Origin of the sequence: Halalkalibacter suaedae (assembly GCF_017939705.1) — a bacterium.
GTDB classification, from domain to species: Bacteria; Bacillota; Bacilli; order Bacillales; family Bacillaceae_D; genus Halalkalibacter; species Halalkalibacter suaedae.
In genome coordinates, this window is the sequence record NZ_JAGKSQ010000003.1 from 532,253 (window position 1) to 557,583 (window position 25,331).

Annotated in this window: 28 protein-coding genes; 3 read left to right on the plus strand and 25 right to left on the minus strand. The window is 36.2% G+C overall.

Annotated elements, in window-relative coordinates; genetic code table 11:
- Nucleotides 1-26: 26 nt before the first annotated feature.
- The 21 genes from J7W16_RS10210 to J7W16_RS10305 form a co-directional block, all read right to left on the minus strand.
- Nucleotides 27-1,187, minus strand: a complete 1,161-nt coding sequence (locus J7W16_RS10210; protein WP_210597186.1) for a glycosyltransferase — start codon at nucleotides 1,185-1,187, stop codon at nucleotides 27-29.
- 19 nt (nucleotides 1,188-1,206) lie between these two features.
- Nucleotides 1,207-2,382: a glycosyltransferase gene (locus tag J7W16_RS10215; protein WP_210597187.1), complete on the minus strand. Its 1,176-nt coding sequence runs from the start codon at nucleotides 2,380-2,382 to the stop codon at nucleotides 1,207-1,209.
- Nucleotides 2,379-3,497: a polysaccharide pyruvyl transferase family protein gene (locus tag J7W16_RS10220; RefSeq protein WP_210597188.1), complete on the minus strand. Its 1,119-nt coding sequence runs from the start codon at nucleotides 3,495-3,497 to the stop codon at nucleotides 2,379-2,381. Before J7W16_RS10220 ends, J7W16_RS10215 begins: the two co-directional genes overlap by 4 nt.
- 26 nt (nucleotides 3,498-3,523) lie before the next feature.
- Nucleotides 3,524-4,705: a glycosyltransferase gene (locus J7W16_RS10225; protein ID WP_210597189.1), complete on the minus strand. Its 1,182-nt coding sequence runs from the start codon at nucleotides 4,703-4,705 to the stop codon at nucleotides 3,524-3,526.
- Nucleotides 4,702-5,739 (minus strand): glycosyltransferase family 2 protein, encoded by a 1,038-nt coding sequence (locus J7W16_RS10230; RefSeq protein WP_210597190.1) that lies wholly within the window; start codon nucleotides 5,737-5,739, stop codon nucleotides 4,702-4,704. Before J7W16_RS10230 ends, J7W16_RS10225 begins: the two co-directional genes overlap by 4 nt.
- An 11-nt stretch (nucleotides 5,740-5,750) precedes the next feature.
- Nucleotides 5,751-6,950 (minus strand): glycosyltransferase, encoded by a 1,200-nt coding sequence (locus tag J7W16_RS10235; protein ID WP_210597191.1) that lies wholly within the window; start codon nucleotides 6,948-6,950, stop codon nucleotides 5,751-5,753.
- A gap of 22 nt (nucleotides 6,951-6,972) precedes the next feature.
- Nucleotides 6,973-7,926, minus strand: coding sequence for a glycosyltransferase family 8 protein (locus J7W16_RS10240; RefSeq protein ID WP_210597192.1), 954 nt, complete (start codon nucleotides 7,924-7,926; stop codon nucleotides 6,973-6,975).
- Nucleotides 7,927-7,941: 15 nt separating this feature from the next.
- Nucleotides 7,942-8,673: a glycosyltransferase family 32 protein gene (locus J7W16_RS10245; RefSeq protein ID WP_210597193.1), complete on the minus strand. Its 732-nt coding sequence runs from the start codon at nucleotides 8,671-8,673 to the stop codon at nucleotides 7,942-7,944.
- A 12-nt stretch (nucleotides 8,674-8,685) separates the two neighbouring features.
- Nucleotides 8,686-9,852, minus strand: a complete 1,167-nt coding sequence (locus J7W16_RS10250) for a DegT/DnrJ/EryC1/StrS family aminotransferase (protein WP_210597194.1) — start codon at nucleotides 9,850-9,852, stop codon at nucleotides 8,686-8,688.
- The gene (locus J7W16_RS10255) at nucleotides 9,827-10,477 is read right to left on the minus strand and encodes an acetyltransferase (protein ID WP_210597195.1); all 651 of its coding nucleotides are present in this window, start codon (nucleotides 10,475-10,477) and stop codon (nucleotides 9,827-9,829) included. The genes J7W16_RS10250 and J7W16_RS10255 overlap by 26 nt, the downstream gene beginning before the upstream one ends.
- A complete protein-coding gene (locus tag J7W16_RS10260) occupies nucleotides 10,474-11,088 on the minus strand; it encodes a sugar transferase (protein WP_210597196.1) in 615 nt (204 codons plus the stop codon). Before J7W16_RS10260 ends, J7W16_RS10255 begins: the two co-directional genes overlap by 4 nt.
- Entirely contained in the window at nucleotides 11,085-11,246 is a 162-nt protein-coding gene (locus J7W16_RS10265) for a YwzD family small protein (RefSeq protein WP_210597197.1), read from the minus strand. Before J7W16_RS10265 ends, J7W16_RS10260 begins: the two co-directional genes overlap by 4 nt.
- A gap of 16 nt (nucleotides 11,247-11,262) precedes the next feature.
- A complete protein-coding gene (locus tag J7W16_RS10270; RefSeq protein WP_210597198.1) occupies nucleotides 11,263-12,330 on the minus strand; it encodes an EpsG family protein in 1,068 nt (355 codons plus the stop codon).
- Nucleotides 12,331-12,344: 14 nt separating this feature from the next.
- The gene (locus J7W16_RS10275) at nucleotides 12,345-13,241 is read right to left on the minus strand and encodes a glycosyltransferase family 2 protein (RefSeq protein ID WP_210597199.1); all 897 of its coding nucleotides are present in this window, start codon (nucleotides 13,239-13,241) and stop codon (nucleotides 12,345-12,347) included.
- A gap of 10 nt (nucleotides 13,242-13,251) precedes the next feature.
- Nucleotides 13,252-14,352, minus strand: a complete 1,101-nt coding sequence (locus J7W16_RS10280) for a glycosyltransferase family 1 protein (RefSeq protein ID WP_210597200.1) — start codon at nucleotides 14,350-14,352, stop codon at nucleotides 13,252-13,254.
- Complete coding sequence (locus J7W16_RS10285) at nucleotides 14,337-15,485, minus strand: glycosyltransferase family 4 protein (protein ID WP_246879932.1); 1,149 nt, start codon at nucleotides 15,483-15,485, stop codon at nucleotides 14,337-14,339. Before J7W16_RS10285 ends, J7W16_RS10280 begins: the two co-directional genes overlap by 16 nt.
- Before the next feature lies 1 nt (nucleotide 15,486).
- Nucleotides 15,487-16,380, minus strand: a complete 894-nt coding sequence (galU, locus tag J7W16_RS10290; protein WP_210597201.1) for a UTP--glucose-1-phosphate uridylyltransferase GalU — start codon at nucleotides 16,378-16,380, stop codon at nucleotides 15,487-15,489.
- 22 nt (nucleotides 16,381-16,402) lie between these two features.
- Complete coding sequence (locus tag J7W16_RS10295; protein WP_246879933.1) at nucleotides 16,403-18,220, minus strand: polysaccharide biosynthesis protein; 1,818 nt, start codon at nucleotides 18,218-18,220, stop codon at nucleotides 16,403-16,405.
- Between the two features lie 18 nt (nucleotides 18,221-18,238).
- The gene (locus J7W16_RS22190) at nucleotides 18,239-18,373 is read right to left on the minus strand and encodes a hypothetical protein (RefSeq protein WP_283246038.1); all 135 of its coding nucleotides are present in this window, start codon (nucleotides 18,371-18,373) and stop codon (nucleotides 18,239-18,241) included.
- A 262-nt stretch (nucleotides 18,374-18,635) separates the two neighbouring features.
- Nucleotides 18,636-19,304, minus strand: coding sequence for a CpsD/CapB family tyrosine-protein kinase (locus J7W16_RS10300; protein ID WP_210597203.1), 669 nt, complete (start codon nucleotides 19,302-19,304; stop codon nucleotides 18,636-18,638).
- Nucleotides 19,294-20,004, minus strand: coding sequence for a YveK family protein (locus J7W16_RS10305; RefSeq protein WP_210597204.1), 711 nt, complete (start codon nucleotides 20,002-20,004; stop codon nucleotides 19,294-19,296). Before J7W16_RS10305 ends, J7W16_RS10300 begins: the two co-directional genes overlap by 11 nt.
- A 311-nt stretch (nucleotides 20,005-20,315) precedes the next feature.
- Here J7W16_RS10305 and J7W16_RS10310 point away from each other — a divergent pair, with 311 nt between their 5' ends.
- Together J7W16_RS10310 and J7W16_RS10315 are read left to right on the plus strand one after the other, a co-directional pair.
- Nucleotides 20,316-20,696, plus strand: coding sequence for a hypothetical protein (locus tag J7W16_RS10310; RefSeq protein ID WP_210597205.1), 381 nt, complete (start codon nucleotides 20,316-20,318; stop codon nucleotides 20,694-20,696).
- A 15-nt stretch (nucleotides 20,697-20,711) separates the two neighbouring features.
- Nucleotides 20,712-20,924 (plus strand): helix-turn-helix domain-containing protein, encoded by a 213-nt coding sequence (locus J7W16_RS10315; RefSeq protein ID WP_210597206.1) that lies wholly within the window; start codon nucleotides 20,712-20,714, stop codon nucleotides 20,922-20,924.
- Nucleotides 20,925-20,971: 47 nt separating this feature from the next.
- On the opposite strand, the gene J7W16_RS10320 is transcribed toward J7W16_RS10315, so the two are convergent.
- The 4 genes from J7W16_RS10320 to nfsA form a co-directional block, all read right to left on the minus strand.
- Nucleotides 20,972-21,310: a helix-turn-helix domain-containing protein gene (locus tag J7W16_RS10320; protein WP_210597207.1), complete on the minus strand. Its 339-nt coding sequence runs from the start codon at nucleotides 21,308-21,310 to the stop codon at nucleotides 20,972-20,974.
- 107 nt (nucleotides 21,311-21,417) lie between these two features.
- On the minus strand, nucleotides 21,418-21,537 hold the full coding sequence (gene sinI / locus J7W16_RS10325; RefSeq protein ID WP_210597208.1) for a DNA-binding anti-repressor SinI: 120 nt from the start codon (nucleotides 21,535-21,537) through the stop codon (nucleotides 21,418-21,420).
- Nucleotides 21,538-21,808: 271 nt separating this feature from the next.
- Complete coding sequence (locus J7W16_RS10330) at nucleotides 21,809-22,981, minus strand: pyridoxal phosphate-dependent aminotransferase (protein ID WP_210597209.1); 1,173 nt, start codon at nucleotides 22,979-22,981, stop codon at nucleotides 21,809-21,811.
- Between the two features lie 88 nt (nucleotides 22,982-23,069).
- A complete protein-coding gene (nfsA, locus tag J7W16_RS10335) occupies nucleotides 23,070-23,795 on the minus strand; it encodes an oxygen-insensitive NADPH nitroreductase (RefSeq protein WP_210597210.1) in 726 nt (241 codons plus the stop codon).
- Nucleotides 23,796-23,884: 89 nt separating this feature from the next.
- Here nfsA and J7W16_RS10340 point away from each other — a divergent pair, with 89 nt between their 5' ends.
- A complete protein-coding gene (locus J7W16_RS10340) occupies nucleotides 23,885-25,075 on the plus strand; it encodes a DUF418 domain-containing protein (RefSeq protein WP_246879934.1) in 1,191 nt (396 codons plus the stop codon).
- Nucleotides 25,076-25,331: the final 256 nt, after the last annotated feature.

The following is a 25,331-nucleotide window of genomic DNA, read 5'->3' on the forward strand; positions in this document are numbered from 1 at the left end:
TTATCATCAATTTCTACAGTATCACTTTAGACTTGGAGCAAATCATTTAAATTCAAACACCGATTGTTACTATCATTCGCTAAATTTCTTTGGAATTCATAAGCTAACTCAACATCAGTTAATACCTTTACAATGTTTTCAATTAAATCTAAATGATTAAATTGTACAATTAACCCTGTCTTACCGTGGATGATCTGCTCTCTTGCACCTACAAAATCTGTAGTAACTATTGGTTTATTAAATATTCTTGCTTCAGCCAAGGTAATACAATATCCTTCATGCCTAGATGGCTGTACATATAAATCGCACTTTTTATAGTAAGGATAAGGATTATGAACAGTCCCTAAAAGAATCAAATGTTCCTGTAGGTTGTTTTTCTCGATGATGGAATTAATAAGCTGTCTATTTTCACCCTCACCTATTAAGTACCATCTTACGTTTAACCCTTTGGATAATAATTCCTTGAGTATAGCTGGAATAATATCCTGCCCCTTTTGTTCCGTTAATCTTCCAACTGTCAGTATTCGAAACCCATCAAAATTATCCGAAAACCCACTATTCGTATTGGCCTGTAATTCACATTTTTCTTTATCGAGAATGTTATAAAAAACCTTTGTTTTTGAAGTGAGAGTGGGATATAAATGAACGAATCTTTCTTCAGCATATTTCGAGACACAATAAACTTTGTCATACTTTTCATAGTAGCTTTTATAAGGAACTAACTCTGTCTTATATTGAGTAACATCACTATGTATCCAAGCTGCTTTCACTTTGGCTTTTATATTATCCATCACATACACGACCGGAAACGAAGCTGGAGTATGGTATGCTATTGCAATATCATACTCGGTTTGTAATGTGGGTAGCATTTTAGATAAATACAATTCTTGTTCAAAAACGGATTTTGCTTTCTTGGAAAGTAGTTTGTACTTTCCAATTTTATAAGCATAATTAATATTTCCTCTTTTAACATTCCGCCAGATTTTGTCTATGGTTGAGTGACCTTCACCGAATATACAGCGCACCTTTACATGGCTTGGTATATCATTTATTAGTTCTCCTCCCATACCCATCACAAGTAAGGTAATATCATACTGATCTTTTGGCATAGAATCTAACATTGAAATTAACGCTTTCTCAATTCCACCCATGATCATTCTTCTTGTTACCACAACGACCTTTTTCAATCACCACGCCTCCATCAAACTAGATTAGATGTTTCATTGGTTCTTCATTGTCTATAAAATCATTGTTAATATTTGTAGAAAACGTTTTACCTAAGTGTGGTGTTTTAATTAGAGTTCTGATCGCCTTGAAGATTTGCACGTCACATACGTCTACAATTAATCCTGTCTCTTGATCCCTAATTTGCTCCTTCGCTCCTGTAAAATTAGTAGTCACTATAGGTTTTCTCAGACATTTTGCCTCTGCCAGAGTAATACAAAACCCTTCATGTCGAGACGGCTGCACATAAATATCACATTGATCCATATACGGGTAAGGATTAGGATTAGAACCTAAAAAAACAAAATGATCTTCTAGACCATTTTGCTTTACTAAACTCTCATACTTTCCTCTTGAATTCCCTTCCCCTAGACAATACCATCTAACTAGGTATCCGTTATCCACCAAAAGACGTAATGCCTTAATGGCGAGATCTTGACCTTTCTCTCCTGTCAATCTGCCAACAGTCAATATCCTTATGCCCTCATATTGATCTGTGAAACCCACACCTTCTTTAGCCTGTTTTATAATCATTTCCGGTGAAATCACATTTCTGAATACTTCTGTTTTGCCAGTAATTCTTGGAATCATTTTAGTTAATTTCTCTCGCCCTTCAATTGAAACAGTATAAATCCGATTAAATTTTTCGTATAGCTTTGATTCTACTGCTGCATTGAAGCCTATTTTTGTTACATCAAAGTGAATCCATTGAATTTTTTTCTTGGCATTTATCTTTGTTAAGACAAAATTTGAGATTAAATCCATTGGTCCAGCATAAGCAACTGCTATGTCATAACTCTTTTCTCGAACTGGTTCATTCCTTAATAAGTAGTTTAGGAAAGGTCTTCTATCTTTTTTTATTTTTGATAACAGGTAGATACTTAGTAGACTAATCGCTTGCAGAACTTTGCCTTTTTTCAGGTAGGAAGATACTACTTCCTTAGGTGGATTCTCATATTCTTGTTTAATATTTTGATAATCATTTACGTACTCTACTTGAACATGTTTAGGAATATAAGGTAGGAAATCTCCATACCTCTCTAACATTAAGATCGTAACTTCATAATCGTCTTGATCAAGCTCTGATATCAGATTTAGTAATGCTTTCTCCGTTCCACCAACATTCATATTGATTAGCATAAAGATAATTTTCTTCATATAACACCTGATAGCTTATTGCTCTTTAATAAGAGATCTAATTCTTGGAATTGCTCAGATGCACTTTTCGCCAACATATCAACCTTTAAGATGTTAGTAAAAGCCTTCCTAATGACAGCATCACTGTGCTGCAACTGAAGATTCTCCATAGTAACCATAACATCTGCAAATTCGTTATCTTGCAGCATATTTACTGTTTTCTCACTGTAAATAACAGGCATTAACCCAACTCCCAGTTTCATGGCTAGTATGTTTGCATGGAACCTAGCAGCTACAAACAATGCAAAAGAAGCTATCAACGTAATAGCTTCCTCTAAATTCCCTTCATATTCATAGACAATCACTTTCTTTTTTACTTCATCCGTAAGCTTAGATTGAATCTTGTCTATTACGTCTAAATCCCCTTCTATTTCACAAAAGGACATTAAACAACACTCATACCCATTCCTTACTAATGTCTCAATCGCCTTTACAGAGCTGTCTATGTATTCATCCTCGTACCTTGCTAATCCGTTCTTGTGATTGACATCGATAACGGAGAATCCTATTCTATCGTTCTTTGAAGAATTGCTGAATTGGCTAGTATCCATTTGAAAAACAATATCTGGTGCATACCTGACTTGTGGGATGTCTTTAAAGAGACTATAAGAATAATGATCCCTGAAACAAATGTCATCGCACATCTCAAAAAGTTGTTTATAATCGTTTAGAAACTTCTCTGTCTTTACAGGGCCAAAATTAGCTCCCAGAATGAACACTTGTTTATGTCGTATCTTGAATTCAGTGATCATTTTCAACCTATCACGATAGAGTGATTCATGGTACTCTTCTTCTCTAAAAATGGATCCGCCGATAAAGAGTAACGCATCGTGTTCTTCAGCGACTTGATCATAGTTCGTAATAGAGTCCTTTAGCTTCAACCTCTGCTCAATCTTGTTAAATAGTGTATACGTTCTTCTGGATACATTACCGTACTTAGAGATGAACCGATCATAATTTTTCCCAAGATAGTTAACGGTAAATTCACTATTCGGATAGCGTTGGGCAAGTATATCTAGAAATAAATCATCTCCAAGATTGAACTGAAGATAGATATCCACAAATACTTTTTTCAATTCCGTTCACCTCCATTGATTTGCTTTTAACTTTCAATTAATTGATAAAATTTATTAATTTCTTTTGTTGTATCATAGGGGTTTGTAGCATGGAGTTGTGCTTTTATTTTTTTAAGTAAATCCTTATCTTCCATATACGTTCTAATACCATCATAGATGCTATCTAAATCGTGTTCTACGATTAGTCCATCAATTCTATGAGTGATAATTTCCTTGGCTGTTGGAAAGTTCGTACACACAATTGGCTTTTTCAGGATTTTTGCTTCACTTACAGTAAGACCAAACCCTTCTTTAATAGATGTTTGAACGTAAATGTCACAGTTCCTCATATATAAGTAAGGATTGAGTTTTTTTCCCAGCAAGTAAAAGTTATTTTGCAGACCGTATGTGATAATCAATTCTTCCAGCCTACTACGTTCAGAACCTTCCCCAACCACAAACCAGTTGAAATAGTACCCAGCATCTTTTAGCATTTTGGCTACTTTTATAGCTTTATCAAACGCTTTAACAGACTCTAATCTCCCAACCGTTAGAATGTTCACTGTCGACCTATCAAATTCTTCAACTTGACCTTCGCTTGCCATCTGATCAATCATAGCTGGGTCAACGATATCAAGAATTAACTCGACTTTATTCACATACTCTTCTCTAATTTTTGAAACAGAGTCTTTCGTGTTCATTGATACGGTTATGATCTTGTCTATTCGTTTATATGAATCATAATCAAAATTATGGTCATAAAGAGTATTAACGTAGTCGGTGTTTATCCAAGCCATTTTCTTTAATGCCTTGACTCTATTTGCTACAAAATACGTTGGCATACCCTGACTGTAGGCAATTGCGATATCATATATTCTGTCTACAGGGTGATTCATAATTTTCCCGATGCTGTTGTATACAACCTGCTCACTATGTAATGGGAGTTTTTTAATGTTATTTATTCTTAGGTTTAACGATGTTTTAAACCTGTAGTAGTAAAACTTGCTTGGCCAAGCTCCACTTTCCCTTTTTAGAAAGTTAAAATAATCTATCATTGGTAGGTAATTAACATAGGTTGGTAGGAACTTTTCTAACTCTCCACCCTTTTTAAAAACCATCAAATCAATTTCAAACTTTTTCTCATCAATGACATGTAATAACGACATTAAACTCTTTTCTGCTCCACCAATTGCCAGTGAATCAATAACAAATAATAGTTTCTTTTTCATATAGTCACTTTCTCCCTGTGGGTTAATTTCTGCTTAACCTCTTTTAGATAACTAATATAGACGGAGTAAATGATTAGTAAGCTAGTAGATTGATGTTTGATTAGAAAGATATAAGGTTTATAAAGATACTTTTTTGTTGAGAATGCATCCTTGTACGCATTAATATAGGGATTGCTCAATAACTCCTTAATATTAACAGTGACTTTTTTAAATCCTTTTTCTCTTAACTCTTTACTATGCAGTTCAATTAGTGTAATCGTTATTTGTTGAACTTTTTCCGCTAAGATTGCCTTCATTCGGGTGCTACCCCCAACGGAATGAAAGATCTCCTCAATATATGTCCAAACTGTAATAAAATTCTGGATATAAGCAGCAGAGACATTAGAACTAATGCTTCCTTGATTTAGTCTATTGTATTTATATAGGTAGTTAGGTATCGACGCAAAGGACTGACAATGAGTGACATACTGTAGAACAAAAACCAAGTCCTCGCACATAAAGAGGTTTTGATCCAGCTTCAACTGATTGTTCTCGATAATTTTCCTTTTAAATATCTTGCTCCACAATACACCTCCAGTACCTTGGCAGACCATTTCCATCATATCGGTTTGCAAGACATGATGATGTTGGAGTTTGAAATCGCTATGTTTAATCACACCTGTCTTCGAGAAATCCATATATCCACAACACACTAAATCTGCATTAGAAGCTAGCATTTCATTCAACAACATCTCGACATAATTGGTTTCAACTGTATCATCCGAGTCGACAAATACTAAGTAAGTACCTTTTGATTCAGAAATCCCTTTATTACGGGCCGCGGATGGACCACTATTTTCTTGAACTATATGGATGATACGCTGGTCTATTTGCTTATAATGACTAATAATACGACCTGAGGAATCAGTTGAACCGTCGTCAATAATAATAATCTCTATACTTTCATATGTTTGATTCAAAATACTATCTAAACAATCAGATAAATAGTCTTCACAATTATAAACTGGAATTATGACACTTACTTTAGGGGTCATCCATACCTCCATTAACTGTTAACAAATTGATATAGCTTATTGATTTCAGAACCATTACTGTAATCCCTTTGTAAGCAGTTCCCTGCTAGACTCTCTCTCAAATTTACGTCTTGGCATAATGTTTTTAAGCCGTCTACGATTCCTTCGACTGATAAATCACAGACATATCCATCAATCCCATGCTCTAATTGACTGTTTGCAGTCGGGTAGTTTGTAATTAACACCGGTTTCCCTAGAATTTGGGCCTCCCTAACCGTTACAGCCTTGCCTTCGTATCTAGATGGTTGACAATAGATATCACACTTTTTTATATAAGGATAGGGATTTACTTTTTTCCCAAGTAGTATAAACTTATCCTCCAACTTGTTTTCTCTGATTAATTCTTTGATATACTGCTCTTCTCCACCATACCCAACTACGAACCACTTAACATCAAAACCTTCTTGAACGATTTGTTTGCAGGCCTTTACAGCTAGATCAAAACCCTTTTGGTTGGAAAACCTCCCCACTGAACAGATCTTTATGGAATCATCTTCTGGTATTGCATCTCCTACATCCTCATTAGATTGTCTCTTTACAAAAGTAGAAGAAATAATATTTTCAAGCACGATTGATTTATATTCTAAATCAGGAAAAACCTTCAGAAAAGATGTGTGACAATCTTTAGATACATTTACAATATAATCGAGCTGTGTCCACATTTTTTCATCTAACGGTTTATCAGGATGTACAATAGTAAAATAATCGGTATGACTCCAACCCAATTTCATTTTTGCTTCTACCTTTTCTAAGATGAAATTGTGAGGTCCTAAAAAACTTATGGCAATATCATAGTGTACGTTTAGTTTAGGCAAAGCTGGCATCGAATAATGCCACGTATATTGCATCTGCTTATACGTTCTTTGTTCTTTCTTTAATCCAGTATTTTTCAAATTCGCTTTAATTTTGGCTAGGATTCTAGCACTTCCTAGGTAGATATGTCCCTCTTTTATCACGTCTTTAATTGGTCTTTCAAACGTCGTATACTGTTTTATTGGCTGTAATAAATTCACCTGTTTTGGAATAAAAGACAAAAATTCTCCCTCATGCCTATACAAAAACAGATCAATATCATATGACTCATAATCAAAGCTCTCTAGCAGTCCAATTAAACTTCTTTCGGCACCACCAATGTTCATTGAATACATACTAATTAAGATCCTTTTTTTCATAAGAAATCCCCCAAAAGTTTGGTTAACTAAAAATAAGTCTACTTACACCCCTTGCTACTTTGAATGGTAAATGGTTAAAAATAAAAGCCACAACCTTTTCTGGTAGTTTTCTATTGTCTTTTTCCAATTGAGTACCTTTCCAAGGAGTCATCTCTAAATACTGTTGATATTTATAAGTTAATGGATGATTGCAGCCTTTTATCCATGGTCTATTTACGAATGCAGGGGTATAATGGATGATTGCCGGTTTAGTTTTAGCCCTTTCTAAGTCTTCCTCATTATAGATATCTTTAAGATTGTAATAATCGATCATTTCATTTCGTGTCATCGTAAAGATTGGGGTCATAGCATTGTATTTGGGTGGTAGGATCAGTAACTGATCGCTCAAAACCCCATTTATAACGCCTTGATCATGATGAAATACAGTTCCCTTGTAATAGTTGATAAAATTAATAAACTTTCCCTCGATACCTTCTTCTCTCCACTTTTTCAAGTTTATTAACATGACTCCCGAGTTGATATACCGTTTTTGACTATCTAAACCAACTTTCTTTTTTGTTTCAGGGCTTACTGTATCCTCTACACCAGCTACATAATAGTCTTTTATATTTAATGTGAAAAGCTCATCTAAGTTTGTATTAATGATCGTGTCACAATCTAAGTAGAGAAGTGTATCTATATCTTTTTCTACAACTCTAGTAGCAAACAATCTTGCATAAGCACTAATCGATATTGAATGTTCCATATTTAAGTCTAGTTCACTTGAAAAATCTTGAAAACTTAGAAAGGTTAATGATCTATTGTATTCTTCAGAGATAGATCTTAACTTTTTTCTATTAACCAACGATATTTGGTTTTCTATTAGGTGTATATTAATCTCTTTAAAGTGAGGGTTTTTTTCAAACAACGAGACCATTGATACACCAACATGCTGTGCATATCGATCATCACTAGAGTACACAACATCCATTTTCATGTTTATTCCTCCACATTATTTCTGTATTAATTTGCGAACTCTTAGAATATTCTCTCCACCAATAATTTTAGATAGAGCTATTTTCATATACCCTTTTATCCTTGAATTAATTGGAAGCCAACTCTTGTAAAAATAATGAATGGAGTATGTATGTTTTGTGATGCTCTTTCTACAATTAATATAATCATAAGGAGAAAAATACGTTTGTGGATAAAACTCACCTAGATTCTCTAACGTTTGTTGTTGTCCGTTCTTTTTAAGTCCTTGTTTTACAAGCATCTCCGTAATAATAGCCACATTCGTCAATTGATCAAAGCTTCCGTCCCCATTCAAAAACGTTTTATTCTCATAAGAATCAAGAAACTCTTTAATTAGTGCATTACCTGGTGCTGCACCTATTGTACTAGTCGCTATAAAATTTTCTTGCTCAAATCCCCAGAACGAATCATGATGCAAGAGATCATCAAAGCATTTAAAGACCTCAACATCGGTATCTAAGTAAATTCCACCTTCGTAATAGAGAGCATGTACTCTCACATAATCACTTACGAAAGCAAATTTACCAGCTTGGAACGCTTCTTGAACATACTGGTTCGCATTCATATCAAATAGCTCTTCATTCCATTCTTTTATCTCATAACCAACTAAATACTTTCGCCAACTAGCAATACATTTTTTTACAATAGGAGGCTTTTCTTTTCCACCAAACCAACAATAATGAATAGTCTTTGGAATCTTCTGCTCCATTACAGGCTCCTCTTAAACTTTGATTTTCGCTACTTTCTTAACGCAATTAATTACTCGCAATTGATCCTCTTCACTTAGATTAGAACCTGATGGTAGACATATACCAGTATGAAATAAAGGACTAGAGATATCTTCATTGCTATGCTGATAGAATGGACACTCCCTGAAAAGTGGTTGCAAATGCATCGGTTTCCATACTGGTCTTGCTTCAATATTTTCTTCCGCCATCGCACTTAAAAGTGTTTTTGAGCTAGCACCAAATTGTTCTTCATTTATCGAAATCGCAGTTAACCAACGATTGGAGAACGTTTGTTCAAGTTCCGGCATGAATGAAAGACCTGGTAAAAACGACAACTCATTATGATAGCGATTAAATACCTCTCTCCTAGCATTAACTCGTTCGTCAATGACTTCTAACTGAGCTCGACCAATCCCCGCCAGGATATTACTTAGGCGATAGTTATAACCAACTTGACTATGTTGATAGTGTTCAGCTTGATCGCGTGCTTGAGTTGCTAAAAAACGGGCTTGACTTAAGACTTCTTGACTATTGGAAACAATCATTCCTCCACCAGAGGTCGTAATGATTTTATTCCCATTAAACGAGTAAATACCGAAGTCTCCAAAAGTCCCACTAGGTTTCCCCTTATAGCTAGAACCTAGTGATTCAGCCGCATCCTCAATCATGGGCACGTTGTACTGATGACAAAGCGCAAGAATTTCATCCATCTTAGCACTCTGACCATAGAGATTGACTACAATAACTGCTTTCGGCAATTTTCCAACTAAGGCTGAATCAATCAATGCTCGCTCCAAAGCCTGTGGTGACATATTCCATGTATCAGGCTCTGAATCAATAAAAACTGGTTGGGCTCCTTGATAAAGTATCGGATTCGCACTAGCAACAAACGTTAATGTTGAGCAGAACACAACATCTCCCCGTTTTACTCCTAATAAAGAAAGAGCCAAATGAATCGCTGCCGTTCCTGAACTGACCGCTAACGCTCCTTTAACTCCAACATAATCTGCTAACTCTTTCTCAAAAGCATCGACATGTGGTCCAACTGGTGCAATCCAGTTGGTATCGAAAGCACCTTTAATATAAACTGCCTCTTTTCCTGTCATGTGTGGTGGAGAGAGGTAGATTTTATTTTTATTGATGTTGGACAAAAGTATCATCTTCCTTCACTTTGATTTTTGCCGGAACTCCTACTGCCGTACATTTGTTAGGAACGTTATTAATAACTGTAGCCCCCGCACCTACTACAGACCACGATCCTATACCTACATTCGGAATCACTGTAGCTCCTGCACCCACATGCGCGCCTTCTTCAATAGATACCCCCCCAGTTAATGTGGCGTTTGGTGATAGATGAACAAAATCACCTAGATGATTGTCATGCTCAATAACTGAACCTGTATTAATAATGACATGTTGGCCAATTTTGGCATTTGTCTGTACTATTGACTGAGCCATTACGACAGTACCGGCTCCAATCTCTGCTGAACGACTAATGACAGCCGTTGGATGAATTAATGTTAGATAATAGGTATCAGAAAGATTAAGTCTCTCAACTATCCTTTTTCTCACAACATTGTTTCCAATTGAGATTAGAAACTTAATATCGCTATATAAGTCAATCAGTTTAGGCACAGAATGAATTGGGCCAATATATTTATCATTTTCCAAATCAAAAAAAGAGTATTTATCATCTAAATACCCTATCACTTCAATATTTAGCTGATCTGCAGTCTCCTCGACAACCCTACTATGTCCGCCTTGACCAATTAAAATTAATTTCATTCTGAACCACCACTAGCCTTTGATTGTAACCCCTTGAACGGTTCCATCGTTACATTCCCTTCTTGGCTAATCCCTTCAGATTTGAGCACCTTGTAAACAGTAAGGAATATTATTTTTAAATCTAGGAAAAAGGAGCGATTCTCTACGTACCAGACATCTAAAGCAAATTTCTCTTCCCACGAAATCATATTACGACCATTTACCTGAGCCCACCCTGTAATACCTGGTCGAACCTGATGTCTCTTTCTTTGTTCCTCTGTGTACAGAGGTAAATAGTCCATCAATAAGGGTCTGGGGCCAACTAGGCTAAGTTTCCCTCTAATGACATTTAGCAGTTGAGGAATCTCATCTATGCTATATCTTCTTAAAAAAAGCCCAAACGAATTCAGTCTTTTATCATCAGGTAATAGGTTTCCATTCTTGTCTCGTTCGTTAGACATTGTTCGGAACTTATAAAGATAGAATGGTTTCCCATTTAATCCAGGACGTTGTTGTCTAAATAAGATTGGAGATCCTAGTTTTATTTTTATACCGGTAGCGATTAAGATAGCGAAAGGCATGAGACATAAACTACAGATTAGAGATACAATTAAATCGAAAGATCTTTTCATCCTCCCACCCCCATTTCAGTACTAATAGCGATTAATAAGTCGCGTCTAATCTCGTTCATCACATCCTCAAGCTTCACTTGGTCATCATCAGCTTTAGAATAAACATTTAACAGAATTTGTTTGAATTGTTCTTGATTCAAGTTAACAGGTTGGTTCATCAATCTTTCTCCTTGCCTATAAATATGGGCTTCTATACGAGATATTTAAAGAGATAACATGCTCATAAAAGAAGTAAATGAAATAAGAAATTAGGATAGTTATATAGATTAGCTTTTGATCCTTCTCTTTGAATAGTTTCACAATCCAAGCAATTAATACAAGCTGGTATAAACCAAAGTAAATAGTAAAGCGTGCGAATATCCAATTCTGGGAGGAAATTATCATAAATAGCAGGTTCAATAAGCTTAAATTAACGATATAATCACTTTTTGGAGAAAGCTCACGTAATTTTTCTCTACCCAAAAAAGCAAGAGCTAGCGGTGCTGCACTAACAGCTATTCGGATTACACTAGCCCCTTCCCCTTCAAAGCCTACATAATGACCATACTGTGTATCTTCAATAGCTGAAAAGAGTAATTGTGTAAACTGGTTATAGCCCAATACGATTAACACGGCTACTACTAGAAGCATAAAGGTTAATTTTGTCCATGCCTCTCTTCTTACTAAAAAATAAATAGGAATTAAAATAAGAGCACTTTGATGAAAAGTTGAAGCAAAAAGAACAACTAACATAAACCTCTTCCACTTACCTTCAAAGATATATTTTGTTGCTGCAAACACGATTGAAGCCGCTAGAAACTGTCTTATTCCATTCATTGACACTAGAAACAATCCGCTTGTGACATAGACATATAACGCCACTTCAATTAATCTAGCATATTTGTACAACGTCAAAACGATTAGTACATTTGTAATAAGTGCAGTAACAAAAATCATAACCTGTGCATCTTCGGAAAATTGCTGAAGGATCATTTGAAGGATACCAAAACCAATATCTTTGTTATTCAGAATTCTATCCCAAGTGAAATCATGTATTTCATATGCATGCATATAAAAGTATGTATCTCCAATTGTGTTCCGTAAGCCCGAAACTAATACTAATGAGAGCAGACCTAACATAATCCAAAACTTACTCGGTTTCACAATTGACATTGAGTCAGTTACCGTCACTGGCACAGCAAAATATCTTGCAGTTAGTGAAAAAATAAAAACAAGAGCAAGATTTAAATAAAGAATAGTCATTGCTAATTCCTTTCCTATACCACTTTTACTACATCCTTTGTTTTTAATCGAATATAAGAATACAACACTACTCCAAAGGGTACGGCTAACACGGTTAAGAGTTTATTAGGACTTTCTTTTATAAAGTGAATATTCCTCATCAACAAACTACTCGAAACGTAATGTATAGCTTGTCGAAACTTATAAACTTGGTTCGCATAAGGGAGTTTCATTAGTTCTTGTCTATAGAAAGCAAAACCTTTTGGATTCTTCCTGTATTGCCTTAACATATTTAAAGATGAACCGTCCTCCAGGTACTCAACGACACAAAGGACTTCATTCATTAACAACAACTCATATTCTTGATCTAATTTATAATACTTGTAAGCTAATCCAACGTATTTCTCATTCTCAAAAACAGGATAAGGATACTGTTTGGTTAATTCTGTCCGATAAACCAATTTCTTATCGCCAGTGATTCCATGCTTTGTATATAAATCAAATAACGTTGATTTATCAAGGTTCTCGGGCAATTTCGTACCAATTATTTCACCGTTTGTGTACGAGTCTAATCCAATGATTCCACTTACTTTATCGCTAACATGTATCGACCAAAAGGCTAGTATTTTTTCGATTGCATCAAGCGGCATGTAATCATCTGAATCAATGCATACATTTAACTCCGTTTCAATTAATTCATAGGCTGTATTATGGGCTCCATGCATACCCTGATTTTCTTGCCAATGATAGTTAATCTCTACTAAGTCTTCTGAAATCCACTCTTCTACTAGCTCTCTTGTATTATCAGTGGAACCATCATCAATAATTAGCCAAACGAACTCTTTGTTTGTCTGATTTTTCAAACTTTCATAACATGTTCCTAAGCAATAGGCGCGATTGAACGTTGGTGTAAATACCGTTATCTTTTTCATAACCCACCTCTTATATAGCAGAGTAAAAACCTTGTGACCACACCGCTGTACTTTTTATATCGTAACCTTTGTTTGTTAGTGATTGAGTCGCATTTACTCTTGTATGATTAACCTCATATGACAGTAATTCAATCCTTCTTATCCAGGTTGATTGTTCATTCAATGAGCAATAATGAACTAATTGCTCTCCCATATCAACTTCGCTAGAGATAACATCTGAGATTACACATGGCAGTCCAGCACCCTGTGCCTCTATTAGCGTCACTGGTAAGCCTTCATGTAAAGATGGAAAGACAAAAAGGTCGAAACCTTGTAGCAATCGTTCAATATCACTTCGAACACCAAGTAATCGGACCTGGTCTTGGATGTTTAAAGCCTTTATTTTTGATTCAATTTCCCCTTTTAAATCTCCATCTCCAACTAATACAAGTTCGGCATTAGGGATGCGGTCTAAAACCTCTTTAAAGAGATCTAATAGAAATAAGTGGTTTTTTTGATGATTAAATCGGCCCACATGCCCAATGACAAACTTGTCATCAAGATTTAACTCACATCGTATCTGCTGACGAACCTGTAAAGAAAAGATAAATTTCTCTGTTTCGATCCCATTTTGAACGATTATTACATCTCTTTTATTGCCAAACAACCAATCTGCAGCCATCTGAGAACAAGCTAAAAAATGGGTAGCATTAGGGGTGATATGTTTACCTGCATACCATTTATAGAGTCTAGCTGGTAGACTCCCCTCGCTACTCGTATTATGACTATGTGCGATTCGTACAGGGATTTGGTTTTTTTTCGCGGCCTGTAAGACGAATCCGCTCATCTTATCCATGTGAGAATGTACGATTTGATAATTTGAGTATTTTTCAAAGAACTGTGATAGTGCCTTAATATACCCAAAATGCCCCTTATCTGTAACATATGGAATTCTGTGTATAATTCCACCCATTCCCTTTATCTCCTCATCAAACAGACCTTCCTTACAAGTCAAGAAGTCAAATTGCACTTTTGAACGATCCATGTTTCGATAAAGGTTCATGAGAAGGGTTTCTGCACCGCCTCGATTCATATTGACAACGACATGTAACACCCTTACTGGACTGCCCACCCTAGTTCCTCCTGTTCCATATACGACTTATAAGTAGCAGTTGTTTGATTTAATGTATTTTGTATAGAATACTCCTTCACCTTCACCAAGCTCCCTGCCCCCAACTGATATCGTAGCTGCTTCAGAAAGTAAACCTTTTCCAGCCTGCTCGCAAAACCATCCACATCATAAGGATCCACCAAAAATCCATTTTTTCGTTCAGCTATTAACTCACGATGACCTCTGTTCTGACTCGCAACAACCGGCAGGCCACAGGCCATTGCCTCCATAATATTCACAGGCAACCCCTCACGTAAGCTTGAAGCAACAGCAAGATCACAAGCAGGCAAGAGATGTTCTAGATCATGTCGAAAGCCCATAAATTCGACTCGATCTTCTATACCAAGGTTTTCGGCTAATTCTCGACATTGCTCTTTTAATGGACCTTCTCCAGCAAGCAAAAGACGAGCTACAGGGAGCTCGTCTTTTACTCTAGCCAGTGCTTTTATAAGAAGCTGCTGGTTTTTGTTTTTATTGAATTCTGCTGCATAAATCAAGAGGAAATCAGAAGCTTGATACCCAAATTTGCGTTTGGCTTCTTCCTTTCCCTTCTCACTGACTGGTTTATAACGTTCGGTATCGACTCCGACACCATTAATATGCTTGATTTTCTTCGCTTTAAAATGGTGATCTTTAGCTAACTGATAATCTTCTGAATTAATTGTTATTAGGCAATCCGTATCCTTTGATAAATATTTCTCAATCGGATAATAGACTAACCAATTAAGTAAGGGTGCTCCTTTACAAAAGTGAAAACCATGAGCGGTGTAGATGACCTTCGTCCCTTGTTTTCGTGCCTTGCGAGCTGCAAGTCTTGCTATTACTCCACCTAGTGGCGTATGGCTATGAATGATGTCATAGTCATGTTCTTTCATCAAAGTTCTTAATTGCTTATATGCTTTGAAGTTTGAGAGTTTAAATGGCGATCGGTGAATTGGTATAGTAAATTTTTTATCTGTAAAAGGTAACTCATTATTACCTGCTGCGGCTACGTGAACATCCCAGCCTTGCTCCTTAAACCATTGCATATAAGGTAAATGAAAGGCGCTAAAATGATAGTCAACTGTTGCACAATAGAGTACCTTCTTCACCAAGTTATTCACCCTTTACTGATTTAATCACTTCTCGTTCCATAACCTTTGTCAAGTAGTTAAGTAGATCGTATTTTAACTCATTATGTTTCAGAGCAAATTCAATTGTGGTTTGGATGAAACCCATTTTTTCCCCTACATCATATCTCGTTCCTTCAAAATCACAAGCATATACTGCTTCATATTCATTAAGCTTAGCGATGGCATCTGTTAATTGAATTTCGCCACCTGCACCTGGTTTAAGATTCTCGAGGATTTTAAATATCTTCGGTGTTAGAATGTAACGACCGAGTATCGCGAGATTAGATGGAGCATCATTAAGATTTGGTTTTTCTACCAACCCATCTACATTATAAAAACGGTCACTCATTTTCTGACCACTAACAATACCGTAGCGTGACACGTCTTCATCACTTACGGTTTGAACTCCCAGTATAGAAGATTGGTAACGATCAAACTGATTCATTAACTGCTTTAAGCAAGGTGTCTCTGAATCAACAATATCGTCTCCTAATAACACAGCAAATGGTTCATTTCCGATAAATTTTCTAGCACAATAGATTGCATGCCCGAGTCCTTTTGGCTCCTTTTGCCGGATGTAATGAATATCCACAAGTGTTGAAGATTTTTGGACTTCATTAAATAATTCAATCTTCCCCTTACTTAGCAAATTCTGTTCTAATTCAAATGAATGGTCAAAATGATCTTCAATTGCTCGTTTTCCTTTACCTGTAACGATAATAATGTCTTCAATTCCTGAATTCACGGCTTCTTCAACAATATATTGAATTGTCGGCTTATCAATAATTGGTAGCATCTCTTTTGGCATAGCTTTCGTTGCAGGTAGAAAACGAGTTCCAAGCCCCGCTGCTGGAATAATTGCTTTTTTGACTTTCAAATTTCCCCACTCCTTTTGCTAGTTAACTTGATATTGAAAGAACCTCTTTTGGTTCTTTCTTGCGATTCGCTAAGCCAACAATACTCTCTCGTAATGATTTCTTATCCATAAGTGAAAACGTTACGATCAACTCTTCAATCTCATCAATAAATAGATCTGATGTTTTACCGATATAAATTTTCGGGTGAATTTGTTCTTCATGAACTTCATTTTCATTTAATAACTCTTCAAATAGTTTCTCACCAGGCCTCATCCCAGTAAATTCAATTCCTATTTCGTCAACCGAATGACCAGAGAGCTTAATGAGGTTTCTCGCTAAGTCGACGATTTTAATCGGATCACCCATATCGAGAACGAAGGTTTCTCCACCCTGTGCTAGGCTACCTGCTTGGATGACAAGCCTTGATGCCTCTGGAATCGTCATAAAGTAACGAATCATATCAGGATGTGTTACGGTGACTGGACCTCCTTTTTCAATTTGTTTCTTAAACAAAGGAATAACACTCCCACGACTTCCAAGGACGTTTCCGAATCGGACCGTAATGAACTTAGTTTGATTCGTTTGATCCATTTTCTGAATTACCATTTCAGACAAACGCTTCGTCGCCCCCATCACACTCGTTGGATTCACTGCTTTATCGGAGGAGATCATCACAAATGTCTCAACATTGTTCCAACTTGCTGCTTGAGCTACATTCATTGTGCCGATTAAATTATTTTTGATCGCCTCTTCGGGATTACGTTCCATTAAAGGGACATGCTTATGGGCCGCTGCATGATAGATTAGATTTGGCCTATACTGATCCATAATAATATTCATTTTTTGGACATCCTGAATATCAGCAATCTCCGTCACAAATTCAATACCAGTATGCTTATAACGCTCCTTTAGCTCCATCTCAATCGAGTAAATACTATTCTCACCATGTCCAAGTAATACTAGCTTCTTTGGCGAAAATGCTGAGACTTGACGGCAAATCTCCGACCCAATCGAGCCTCCTGCACCCGTAACGAGAACGACTTTGTCTGTAATCGATTCAGATATCGTTTTACTATCTAATTCAATTGGTTCTCTTCCTAATAGATCCTCCACTTGCACATCCCTAAACTGATTTACAGATACTTTACCTGTGACTAAATCTTCAAGCATCGGCAAAATTTGTGTCCGAGCTGATGTTTTGGCACACTCTTGAAAGATGTAATTTAATTGTCTTTTACTTAATGATGGAATGGCAATGACGATATGTTCTATGCTCAGGCTATCCACAGCATCTTTGATCTTTTTGATGCCGCCAAATACAGGAATCCCCAAAATATCAAGTTGATGTTTGCGGTGGTTATCGTCAATAAATGCTACCGGGTGAAGTGAATTCGCATTATTAAGTAGCTGGCGAGCGACCATCGTACCAGCTGCACCTGCACCAATAATTAACGTTCTAACCCTTTCTTCTCCAGTCGACATATAAGTATCCCGAACAACTCTCCACCAAAAACGCGAACCCCCAACTAGGAGTATGTGGAGAATCCAAGTATTTACAAGAAATCGAATGGGCAGTTCTTGAGTGAATAGTAGCTGAGAGATTGCAACAGAAACCGCAGAAAAAGTCACGATTTTACAAATAATAATTAGCTCTCCGATGCTAGCGTATTCCCAAGCTTTTTTGTATAACTTATATCCAAATGAAAAAATATGATGACTAAGTAATAGTGCACTTACAGTAATGATAGCCGGTGTAGTAAAGTATGTATCATGAACAAGGTAGCTACTTAAAAGGACGGTTAATAGGATAAGAATAGAATCTATAATAATTAGTAAAGGTAACCTTTGTTGATAAGCCAACTTCTTCCCTCCATTCATCTATAGACGCATTGTTCTAATTTCTATCGCATAGTCTAGTAGCTTTTTTAACTCTTCTAGTTGTTCCTTTGTCGCATCTTGCTTGATATACCGAACTGCCTTTCTAATTGATTTGGGATATTTGTCTAGATTCATCTAACACACTCCTTTATTTATTTAAGTATTTTAACGACCCAGTCTAACTGAATCGGTAAAATACTTAAATAAATAATGGGCATTCAACCCGTCCTCACACCACACTTTTGATGACAAGCATCTAAGGTCTTACAACCCACAGCATGATCGAGTGCCTGCTATTATAATGGTAAGTAGGCATCACCAATTCAATAAATTAATATATTCTTAACAAAGTTAACGCGTTCTCAATAAAGAACATAATGTTCAAAAAAAAGACAGATTAACCTTTAAATATTTTCGTCGAGCGTTTCCCATTTAAAATAACACCTAAAAACTTTGCATTCGCTATTTCTAAGGCTTTTTTTGCTTCTAATGCTAATACATCTTCTGTCCTACGATTTCTAACGACTAAGATGACCCCATCAGAACGGTTAGCTAGAATTTTTGTATCTGGGTCTTCAAGAATACCTGGCGTATCGATAATCACAAAGTCGTATTTCCCCTTAGCTTCTTCCATTAATTTATCCATAAGCATTGACTTAAATAATTTTTCAGTATTGAGCGGGATAGGACCACTTGTAAGAAGGTGTAATCTATTCGTTTCTGTTTGATTAATGACTTCTTCTAATAATTTTTGACCAGCCAAAATATTAGTGAGTCCAAATGTATTTTTAATTCTAAAGAACATATTTAGCATTGGAGTTTTAATACTTGCATCAATCAGTAAAACCTTCTTTCCCTCTCTTGCTAATGAATAAGCTATATTTGTCGCCGTGGTTGATTTTCCCTCTCCTCTAGTTGGAGAGGTAATCGCTATTGAGCGACAATTATTTTCAATTGAAGAAAATTCTATATTTGTCCTAATTCGGTTGTACTCTTCAGTTATGATTGCATTAAAGTGATCAGAAACTACATTAACATTTCTTCTTGAAAACATATTAAGAACCAATAGTCTCACCTCTTAATTGAGCAGCAGTTTGCTTCATTTTATTCTTCTCTATACTTTTATTATTGATTTTTGAGACTGTTCCAAGTACTGGTGCTTCTAATAATCTCTCAATATCCCTAACAGTTTTCAACCGATTGTCCAGACTATCAAGTAGAAAAACGAAGCCAATCCCAACGATTAGACCAAACATAAAGCTTATAAAAACAATTCGATTTGTTTGTGGATTAATTGGTTGTTGACCATCCTTAACAATTGCTTCAGCAAAAAGATCTACATTATTAAAGTTTAGAATTGTAGCGATCTCACGCTTATATACATTCGCTAATGTGTTTGCAATGAGTGCAGCTTCTTCTGGATTCGGATGACTGACGGTCAACTTAACAATTCGAGAGTTTTCAACACTCTCTACCCTAATTTGACTACTAAGTGATTCAACTGATTGATTCAAAGATAAATCATTGATAACCGCTTCGAGAATCGGAGGCTCTTTAATAACTACCTTAAGCGTATTTATTAGGTCTGTACTTTCATGAATGATAATCCTCGAAGATGCTTCATAGAGTGGTGTTGGTTTAGAAAGATAATTATAGATCAACCCTGCCGAAGTTGTAAGAATCGTAAACACCGTGATAACCCAAAAATATTTCTTTAATACTATAATCATCTTTTTGATTTCAATTTCTTTGCCCTCTTGTTCCAATCTATTCACCCACTTTTGATTTTTGTTCTTAATAAAGCACATAAAATTTTAAAAAAACTGACTCCTTAATGTATCTTGCACACGTCTTAATTTATTTCATTTTAGTTCTTTATAAAGAACGTGTCAATAGTTTAATTCAATAAATAAAAACCGAACCTATAGACCTATAAATGTCTAAATATAGTATGTAATTACATTTTAATAGGACAATCAATTCATTATAAAGGATTTTTTCTGATTATTTGTTTACTATAAAGAACAAAACAGATACAATGTTCTTTAAAGAGAACAAAAGAAAGGATGTGTATTTGGTGTATATAGCTGAGTTCTATGGAGAACCTCTTGATGGTGAGCTAAACATCCATAGTATTAATCAAAAGGAAGCCTGTTCTAAGACTTCAATTGTAAGAGTACTGACTTTCTCAAGCAGTTCTATCATTTTTGTTAGTGATTTAAAATTTCCTCTACTAGAATCTGTTATCTATCGGATCTGCGTTAAAATACATAAAACAGATTTAGAATTATTCGGAAATATTACGTCAATACTTAAGTCAGATCAAGGAAAGGCTAGTCTCTATGAACTTACTTATATCCTCAATAAACGACCTATGCTGCAAGGAGAATTGGTTACCCATCATAAACGCTATTTGCAAAAGTACCATGAAAGCCAAGCTTTTAATAAAATTGAATAAGAAGGGGATTCGTTCATGAACGGAAGGAGCATAAGAGATCTGAGAAAAAGTAAAGGTATGTCTTTAAATGAACTAGCTCAGGTTTCTGGAGTATCTAAATCTTATATTAGTTATATTGAACGTGGTTTACAGAAAAATCCAAGTATTATCGTCTTAAAAAAAATCTCAGAAGCACTAAATATCGAATTCATCACCTTACTTGAATCAATGCACGAAGTAAAGCAATAGATTAGATACAAAAATCCCCTTTACATTTAATAGTAAGGGGGAATTTTTTAGTTATCAATATCAGGTTGTTTTTTTCGCCATTTGTTAAATTCCAAGTACTCACGGAATTGTTCCTTACTAATCCCGGAATTCATAGCCTCTTTTACAAGCTCCATCCACGATTCATCAAGCTGAGCTTGATCTTGATTTTGTCCTATATTCAACAATGTTTCAACTGAAACACCTAAAACAGCTGCAACTTTTTCAAGAAATTGAATAGATGGATTCGATTGAATATTTCGCTCGATCGAACTTAAATATGATTTAGCCACTCCTGCTCTTTCCGCTAGTTCGGATAAAGATAAACCTCTCTCAAGTCTATACCTTTTAACTTGCTCTCCTATCATCTCGTTACCTTTTCCTCTCTGACGTGTTACTGCTATTATAGCAGGGTATAGAATGTTCTGTAAATAAGTCTCCCTGCTTATTGTAGATACTCGAAACTTTATGTACTTTATGTCTTAGAGGTTTGACTATAAAAATAATCTTTAATTTCGTCCACCGTTAGTCCTAATTCCTTTGCTTCTAGAAAAAGCCTTATCCATTCGTAATCAACAGAGTCCTTCTTATCCATCAATATTCTCACCTTCTAGTTTTAATATTCAAATGAAAGAGATGTATGTAATAAGGTTCTGTATTGTCTTCTTTCACTCAAACACTGTTCTTTTTAAAGAACTTATGGTGATTATAGTATGTTCTTTCATAATTGAAAACTTTACTTATTAGAGAAATCATGTACTAATTCATGATTTGCTCTCATTTTCACTTTTTTTCTCTTGTTTCCTTTGTTTCTTATAAAGAACAAAATAAATAGAAACCTCCATCTACCAGAGGTTTCTATTTATCTAAAAAAGCTTCAAAGCTCCAATTCTATCCATTGCTTCACGAAGCAACTCTTCCTCACATAACAGACCAATACGTACATATCCTTCTCCGTGCTTACCAAAACCAATACCTGGTGCAACAACTACCCTAGCCTCTTCTAGCAAAAGGTCGGCAAATGCCTCTGATGTATAACCGTTAGGAACAGGAAACCAGGCGAAAAAGGATCCTTTGGGGGCTTGAACCTTCCAGCCGATTGTATGTGCTGCATCAACCAAAGCTTTTCTTCTTTGATCATACATATCAACCAACTTGCTGACGCTCTCTTGGTCTGCTTTCAATGCATAAGCTGCCGCCTCTTGAATGCCACCGAAAAGACTACAATAATAGTGTTCCTGCAAAAGTTCAATCGCTTTAATTACACTGGGATTCCCAACAACAAAACCGACACGCCATCCTGCCATATTATACGTTTTGGACAATGTCAGCATCTCAACTCCAACTTCTTTTGCTCCAGCGAACTGAAGAAAACTAAGTGGCTTTTTTCCGTCAAAGCCGATGGCTCCGTAAGCAAAGTCATGAACAACACAAACATTATGCTCATTTGCATGTTGAATCGTTTCTTCAAATAATTCTTTTGTCGCAATAGCCCCCGTTGGATTATTAGGATAATTCAGAAACATTAACTTAGCTCTTTCCCAAACATCTATCGGAATGTTATTGAAGTTTGGTAAAAAGTCGTTATCACTTTCCAAAGGCATTTCATGCATTTTCGCTCCTGCAAGTGCTATACCGGACCAATAATCAGGATAGCCAGGATCAGGTACAAGTGCAAGATCGTCTTTATTTAATAGGCACTGACTAATTTCAACTAGACCCGTTTTAGTACCTGGTAATATTGCAATTTCTGACTCTGGATCTACAGTTACATTGAATTCCCTTTTATAATAATCTCTCACTGCCTCTTTTAAAAATGGATAGCCACTAAAAGGAGGATACTTATGGTAAAGTGGATTATCGGCAGCATTCTTGAGCTGTTCTACAATCTCTTTCGGAGTGGGTTGATCTGGATTTCCTTGTCCTAAATTAATCACATCATCATGTCTTTTCTTTACTTCTGCTACCTTATTCACTAACTTCGCAAAAAATTGTTCAGGCAATCGATCAAGTGCATTCGAAAATTCAAATGTTTTCATATTCAGTTCACCTCTAAAAAAGGGAGCTGCCCCTAAGGCCAACATACCTCTTGGACACTCCCTTAGTTCTTTTTCATTAGATCAACTATTATTTTAAGAATCCTTGTTTCTTCATATGATTCCCAACCTCTTTGCGTTTCGGTGTAGAAAAGTGATGGGCCATATGCTCTGTCCATGTATCTTTTCTTTTGCCATTTGTACGTTCACTATAGTACAAAGATATTGTTTGATCATACTCCTCAAGAGCTTCCCCTATGATTTCTTGATTATAGCGTTCCTCGTGGATAACAGCCCGCTTTGGCATCCTTGGTTTTTGATCTGGATCTTGATCTGGATAACCAACACATAATCCCATAACAGGGAACGTATATTGTGGTAACTCTAACAAAGTTGAGATAGCTTCTGGATCATTACGAATCCCGCCAATCATTACACCACCAAGCCCTTGTGCACGAGCAGCAAGTAACATATTCTGTGCAACTAATGCGGCATCAATACTACCAACTAATACTTGCTCTTGCTCTCCTACTTCAAACGGCTGATCATGCTTTTCACTTGCTTGCTTTAGACGATAGAAATCAGCACAAATAACGAAAAATACTGGACATTTCTCTACATATACTTGATTACCTGCTAGAGCCGCTAATTGTTTCTTCTTTTCTTCATCCTTAATAACAAGAATGCTATACGCTTGAACATGATGGGATGTTGGAGCCCATTGCCCAGACTCTGTAATAAGATCAATTTGATTATCAGTTAACGGGCTTTCTTTAAAAGCACGAATCGATCGATGACTCTTTATTAATTCTATCATTATGAATCTCCTTTTTTTTCCTGTAATTCTTGTGATTGTGTTAACAGTAACTTACAATAATTAGAGAGTATTTGTAAAGGAGAACGTCTATGACAAAAAAAATGAACGCCGCCCCAGTATTGGAGCAAAAACGTATTGAGGCAATTGATATGATGAGAGGGCTCGCCCTCTTAGGAATTCTACTCGCAAATAGTATGCATTTTCAATTTGGACTCTTTTTAAATCCCGATATTCATTCTTTTTATCCACTTGGAATGATTGATCGACTAGCTGAAATGTTTATTGTTTTATTTGCACAAGCAAGTTTCTATACCCTGTTTTCTTTTCTATTTGGATATGGAATGGTCTTACTTAAGGAAAGGTTATTACAGCAAGAATTGCATTATGCACCGATATATTGGCGTAGAATGCTAATACTCCTAATAGTCGGTTACGTTCATGGTCTCTTTATTTGGGACGGTGATATCCTTTTCACCTATGCAATAAGTGGATTTATTCTCTTTTTCTTTTTAAAGCTTAAGGATAAGGGCTTACTGATTTGGTCAATTATCCTACTGTCACTTATGGCAATGTCTATTACTTCATCAGGAGAGGATGAATACACTGCTTCAATTGATGAACAGTTGATGTCGTATTCGGTCCAAGAAAAAGAAGTGCTAAGTCAAGGAAGTTATAGTGAGGTCGTTTCCTTTAGAGAAAGTACAGACCCGCTTGGCATGGGGCTTCTTGGTGAAATAATAACGTTGGTCTCTGCAATGATCAGCGTTCTCGGTATGTTTCTTCTTGGAGCATTTGTCGCCAGAAAAAAATGGTTAGAGGATCCCAATAAGTATAGAGGGTTAATTAAGAGAATTTGGTGGATTACCTTACTAGTTGGTTTCCCTTGTAAACTAGCCTTCTTAATCAACAGTAACATCCAAACCGAAACCCTTCACTCGATGATTGGCGGGCCAATTGTTGCGATGTTTTACGCAAGTAGCATTGCTTTACTTGCAACCACTCCTAAAGGTAATAAGCTGCTACAACCGCTAGCCTATGTAGGAAGATTATCACTTACAAATTATCTAATGCAATCGATCGTCTTTACGAGTATATTCTATGGTTATGGACTAGATCTATTCGGAAAGATCGGGTACTTCTCTGGTGTCCTACTTGTCTTCGGATTTTTCTTTATTCAAATCATCGTAAGTCGTTTATGGTTGAAAGCATTTTATATTGGTCCATTTGAGTGGTTCTGGAGAGCCTGCACCTACTTAAAGCTACCAAAACTTAAACGATAATTAACATTAAGCAGTAAACCCAAGCCATATAATGTGCACGGATACCGCTCCTGAAATATACTACGCTTTCCGCGGGAAGCCGGTGAGCCTCCTCGTCTACGCCTGCGGGGTCTCACCCTTGGCTTTTCATCCCGCAGGAGCATTCCTGTCGTATTAGTTTTGCCCCTCTTGAAAAGAAAAGGATCCTCCGATATGATGCGGATGTCGTCAAAACAAACACACATAAAGGAGGATCCCACATGAAGAATAATCGAAA

Excerpts from the sequence above, each read along its gene's own strand:
- sinI (WP_210597208.1), bottom strand. The coding sequence starts at position 21,537 with ATGGATAAGAAGGACTCTGTTGATTACGAATGGATAAGGCTTTTTCTA.
- J7W16_RS10265 (WP_210597197.1), bottom strand. The coding sequence starts at position 11,246 with ATGAACCAACCTGTTAACTTGAATCAAGAACAATTCAAACAAATTCTG.
- J7W16_RS10320 (WP_210597207.1), bottom strand. The coding sequence starts at position 21,310 with ATGATAGGAGAGCAAGTTAAAAGGTATAGACTTGAGAGAGGTTTATCT.
- nfsA (WP_210597210.1), bottom strand. The coding sequence starts at position 23,795 with ATGATAGAATTAATAAAGAGTCATCGATCGATTCGTGCTTTTAAAGAA.
- J7W16_RS10240 (WP_210597192.1), bottom strand. The coding sequence starts at position 7,926 with ATGAAAATGGATGTTGTGTACTCTAGTGATGATCGATATGCACAGCAT.
- J7W16_RS10245 (WP_210597193.1), bottom strand. The coding sequence starts at position 8,673 with ATGGAGCAGAAGATTCCAAAGACTATTCATTATTGTTGGTTTGGTGGA.
- J7W16_RS22190 (WP_283246038.1), bottom strand. The coding sequence starts at position 18,373 with ATGAATCTAGACAAATATCCCAAATCAATTAGAAAGGCAGTTCGGTAT.
- J7W16_RS10215 (WP_210597187.1), bottom strand. The coding sequence starts at position 2,382 with ATGAAGAAAATTATCTTTATGCTAATCAATATGAATGTTGGTGGAACG.
- J7W16_RS10255 (WP_210597195.1), bottom strand. The coding sequence starts at position 10,477 with ATGAAATTAATTTTAATTGGTCAAGGCGGACATAGTAGGGTTGTCGAG.
- J7W16_RS10260 (WP_210597196.1), bottom strand. The coding sequence starts at position 11,088 with ATGAAAAGATCTTTCGATTTAATTGTATCTCTAATCTGTAGTTTATGT.
- J7W16_RS10275 (WP_210597199.1), bottom strand. The coding sequence starts at position 13,241 with ATGAAAAAGATAACGGTATTTACACCAACGTTCAATCGCGCCTATTGC.
- J7W16_RS10235 (WP_210597191.1), bottom strand. The coding sequence starts at position 6,950 with ATGAAAAAAAGGATCTTAATTAGTATGTATTCAATGAACATTGGTGGT.
- J7W16_RS10315 (WP_210597206.1), top strand. The coding sequence starts at position 20,712 with ATGAACGGAAGGAGCATAAGAGATCTGAGAAAAAGTAAAGGTATGTCT.
- J7W16_RS10340 (WP_246879934.1), top strand. The coding sequence starts at position 23,885 with ATGACAAAAAAAATGAACGCCGCCCCAGTATTGGAGCAAAAACGTATT.
- J7W16_RS10250 (WP_210597194.1), bottom strand. The coding sequence starts at position 9,852 with ATGATACTTTTGTCCAACATCAATAAAAATAAAATCTACCTCTCTCCA.
- J7W16_RS10225 (WP_210597189.1), bottom strand. The coding sequence starts at position 4,705 with ATGAAAAAGAAACTATTATTTGTTATTGATTCACTGGCAATTGGTGGA.
- J7W16_RS10270 (WP_210597198.1), bottom strand. The coding sequence starts at position 12,330 with ATGACTATTCTTTATTTAAATCTTGCTCTTGTTTTTATTTTTTCACTA.
- J7W16_RS10330 (WP_210597209.1), bottom strand. The coding sequence starts at position 22,981 with ATGAAAACATTTGAATTTTCGAATGCACTTGATCGATTGCCTGAACAA.
- J7W16_RS10230 (WP_210597190.1), bottom strand. The coding sequence starts at position 5,739 with ATGACCCCTAAAGTAAGTGTCATAATTCCAGTTTATAATTGTGAAGAC.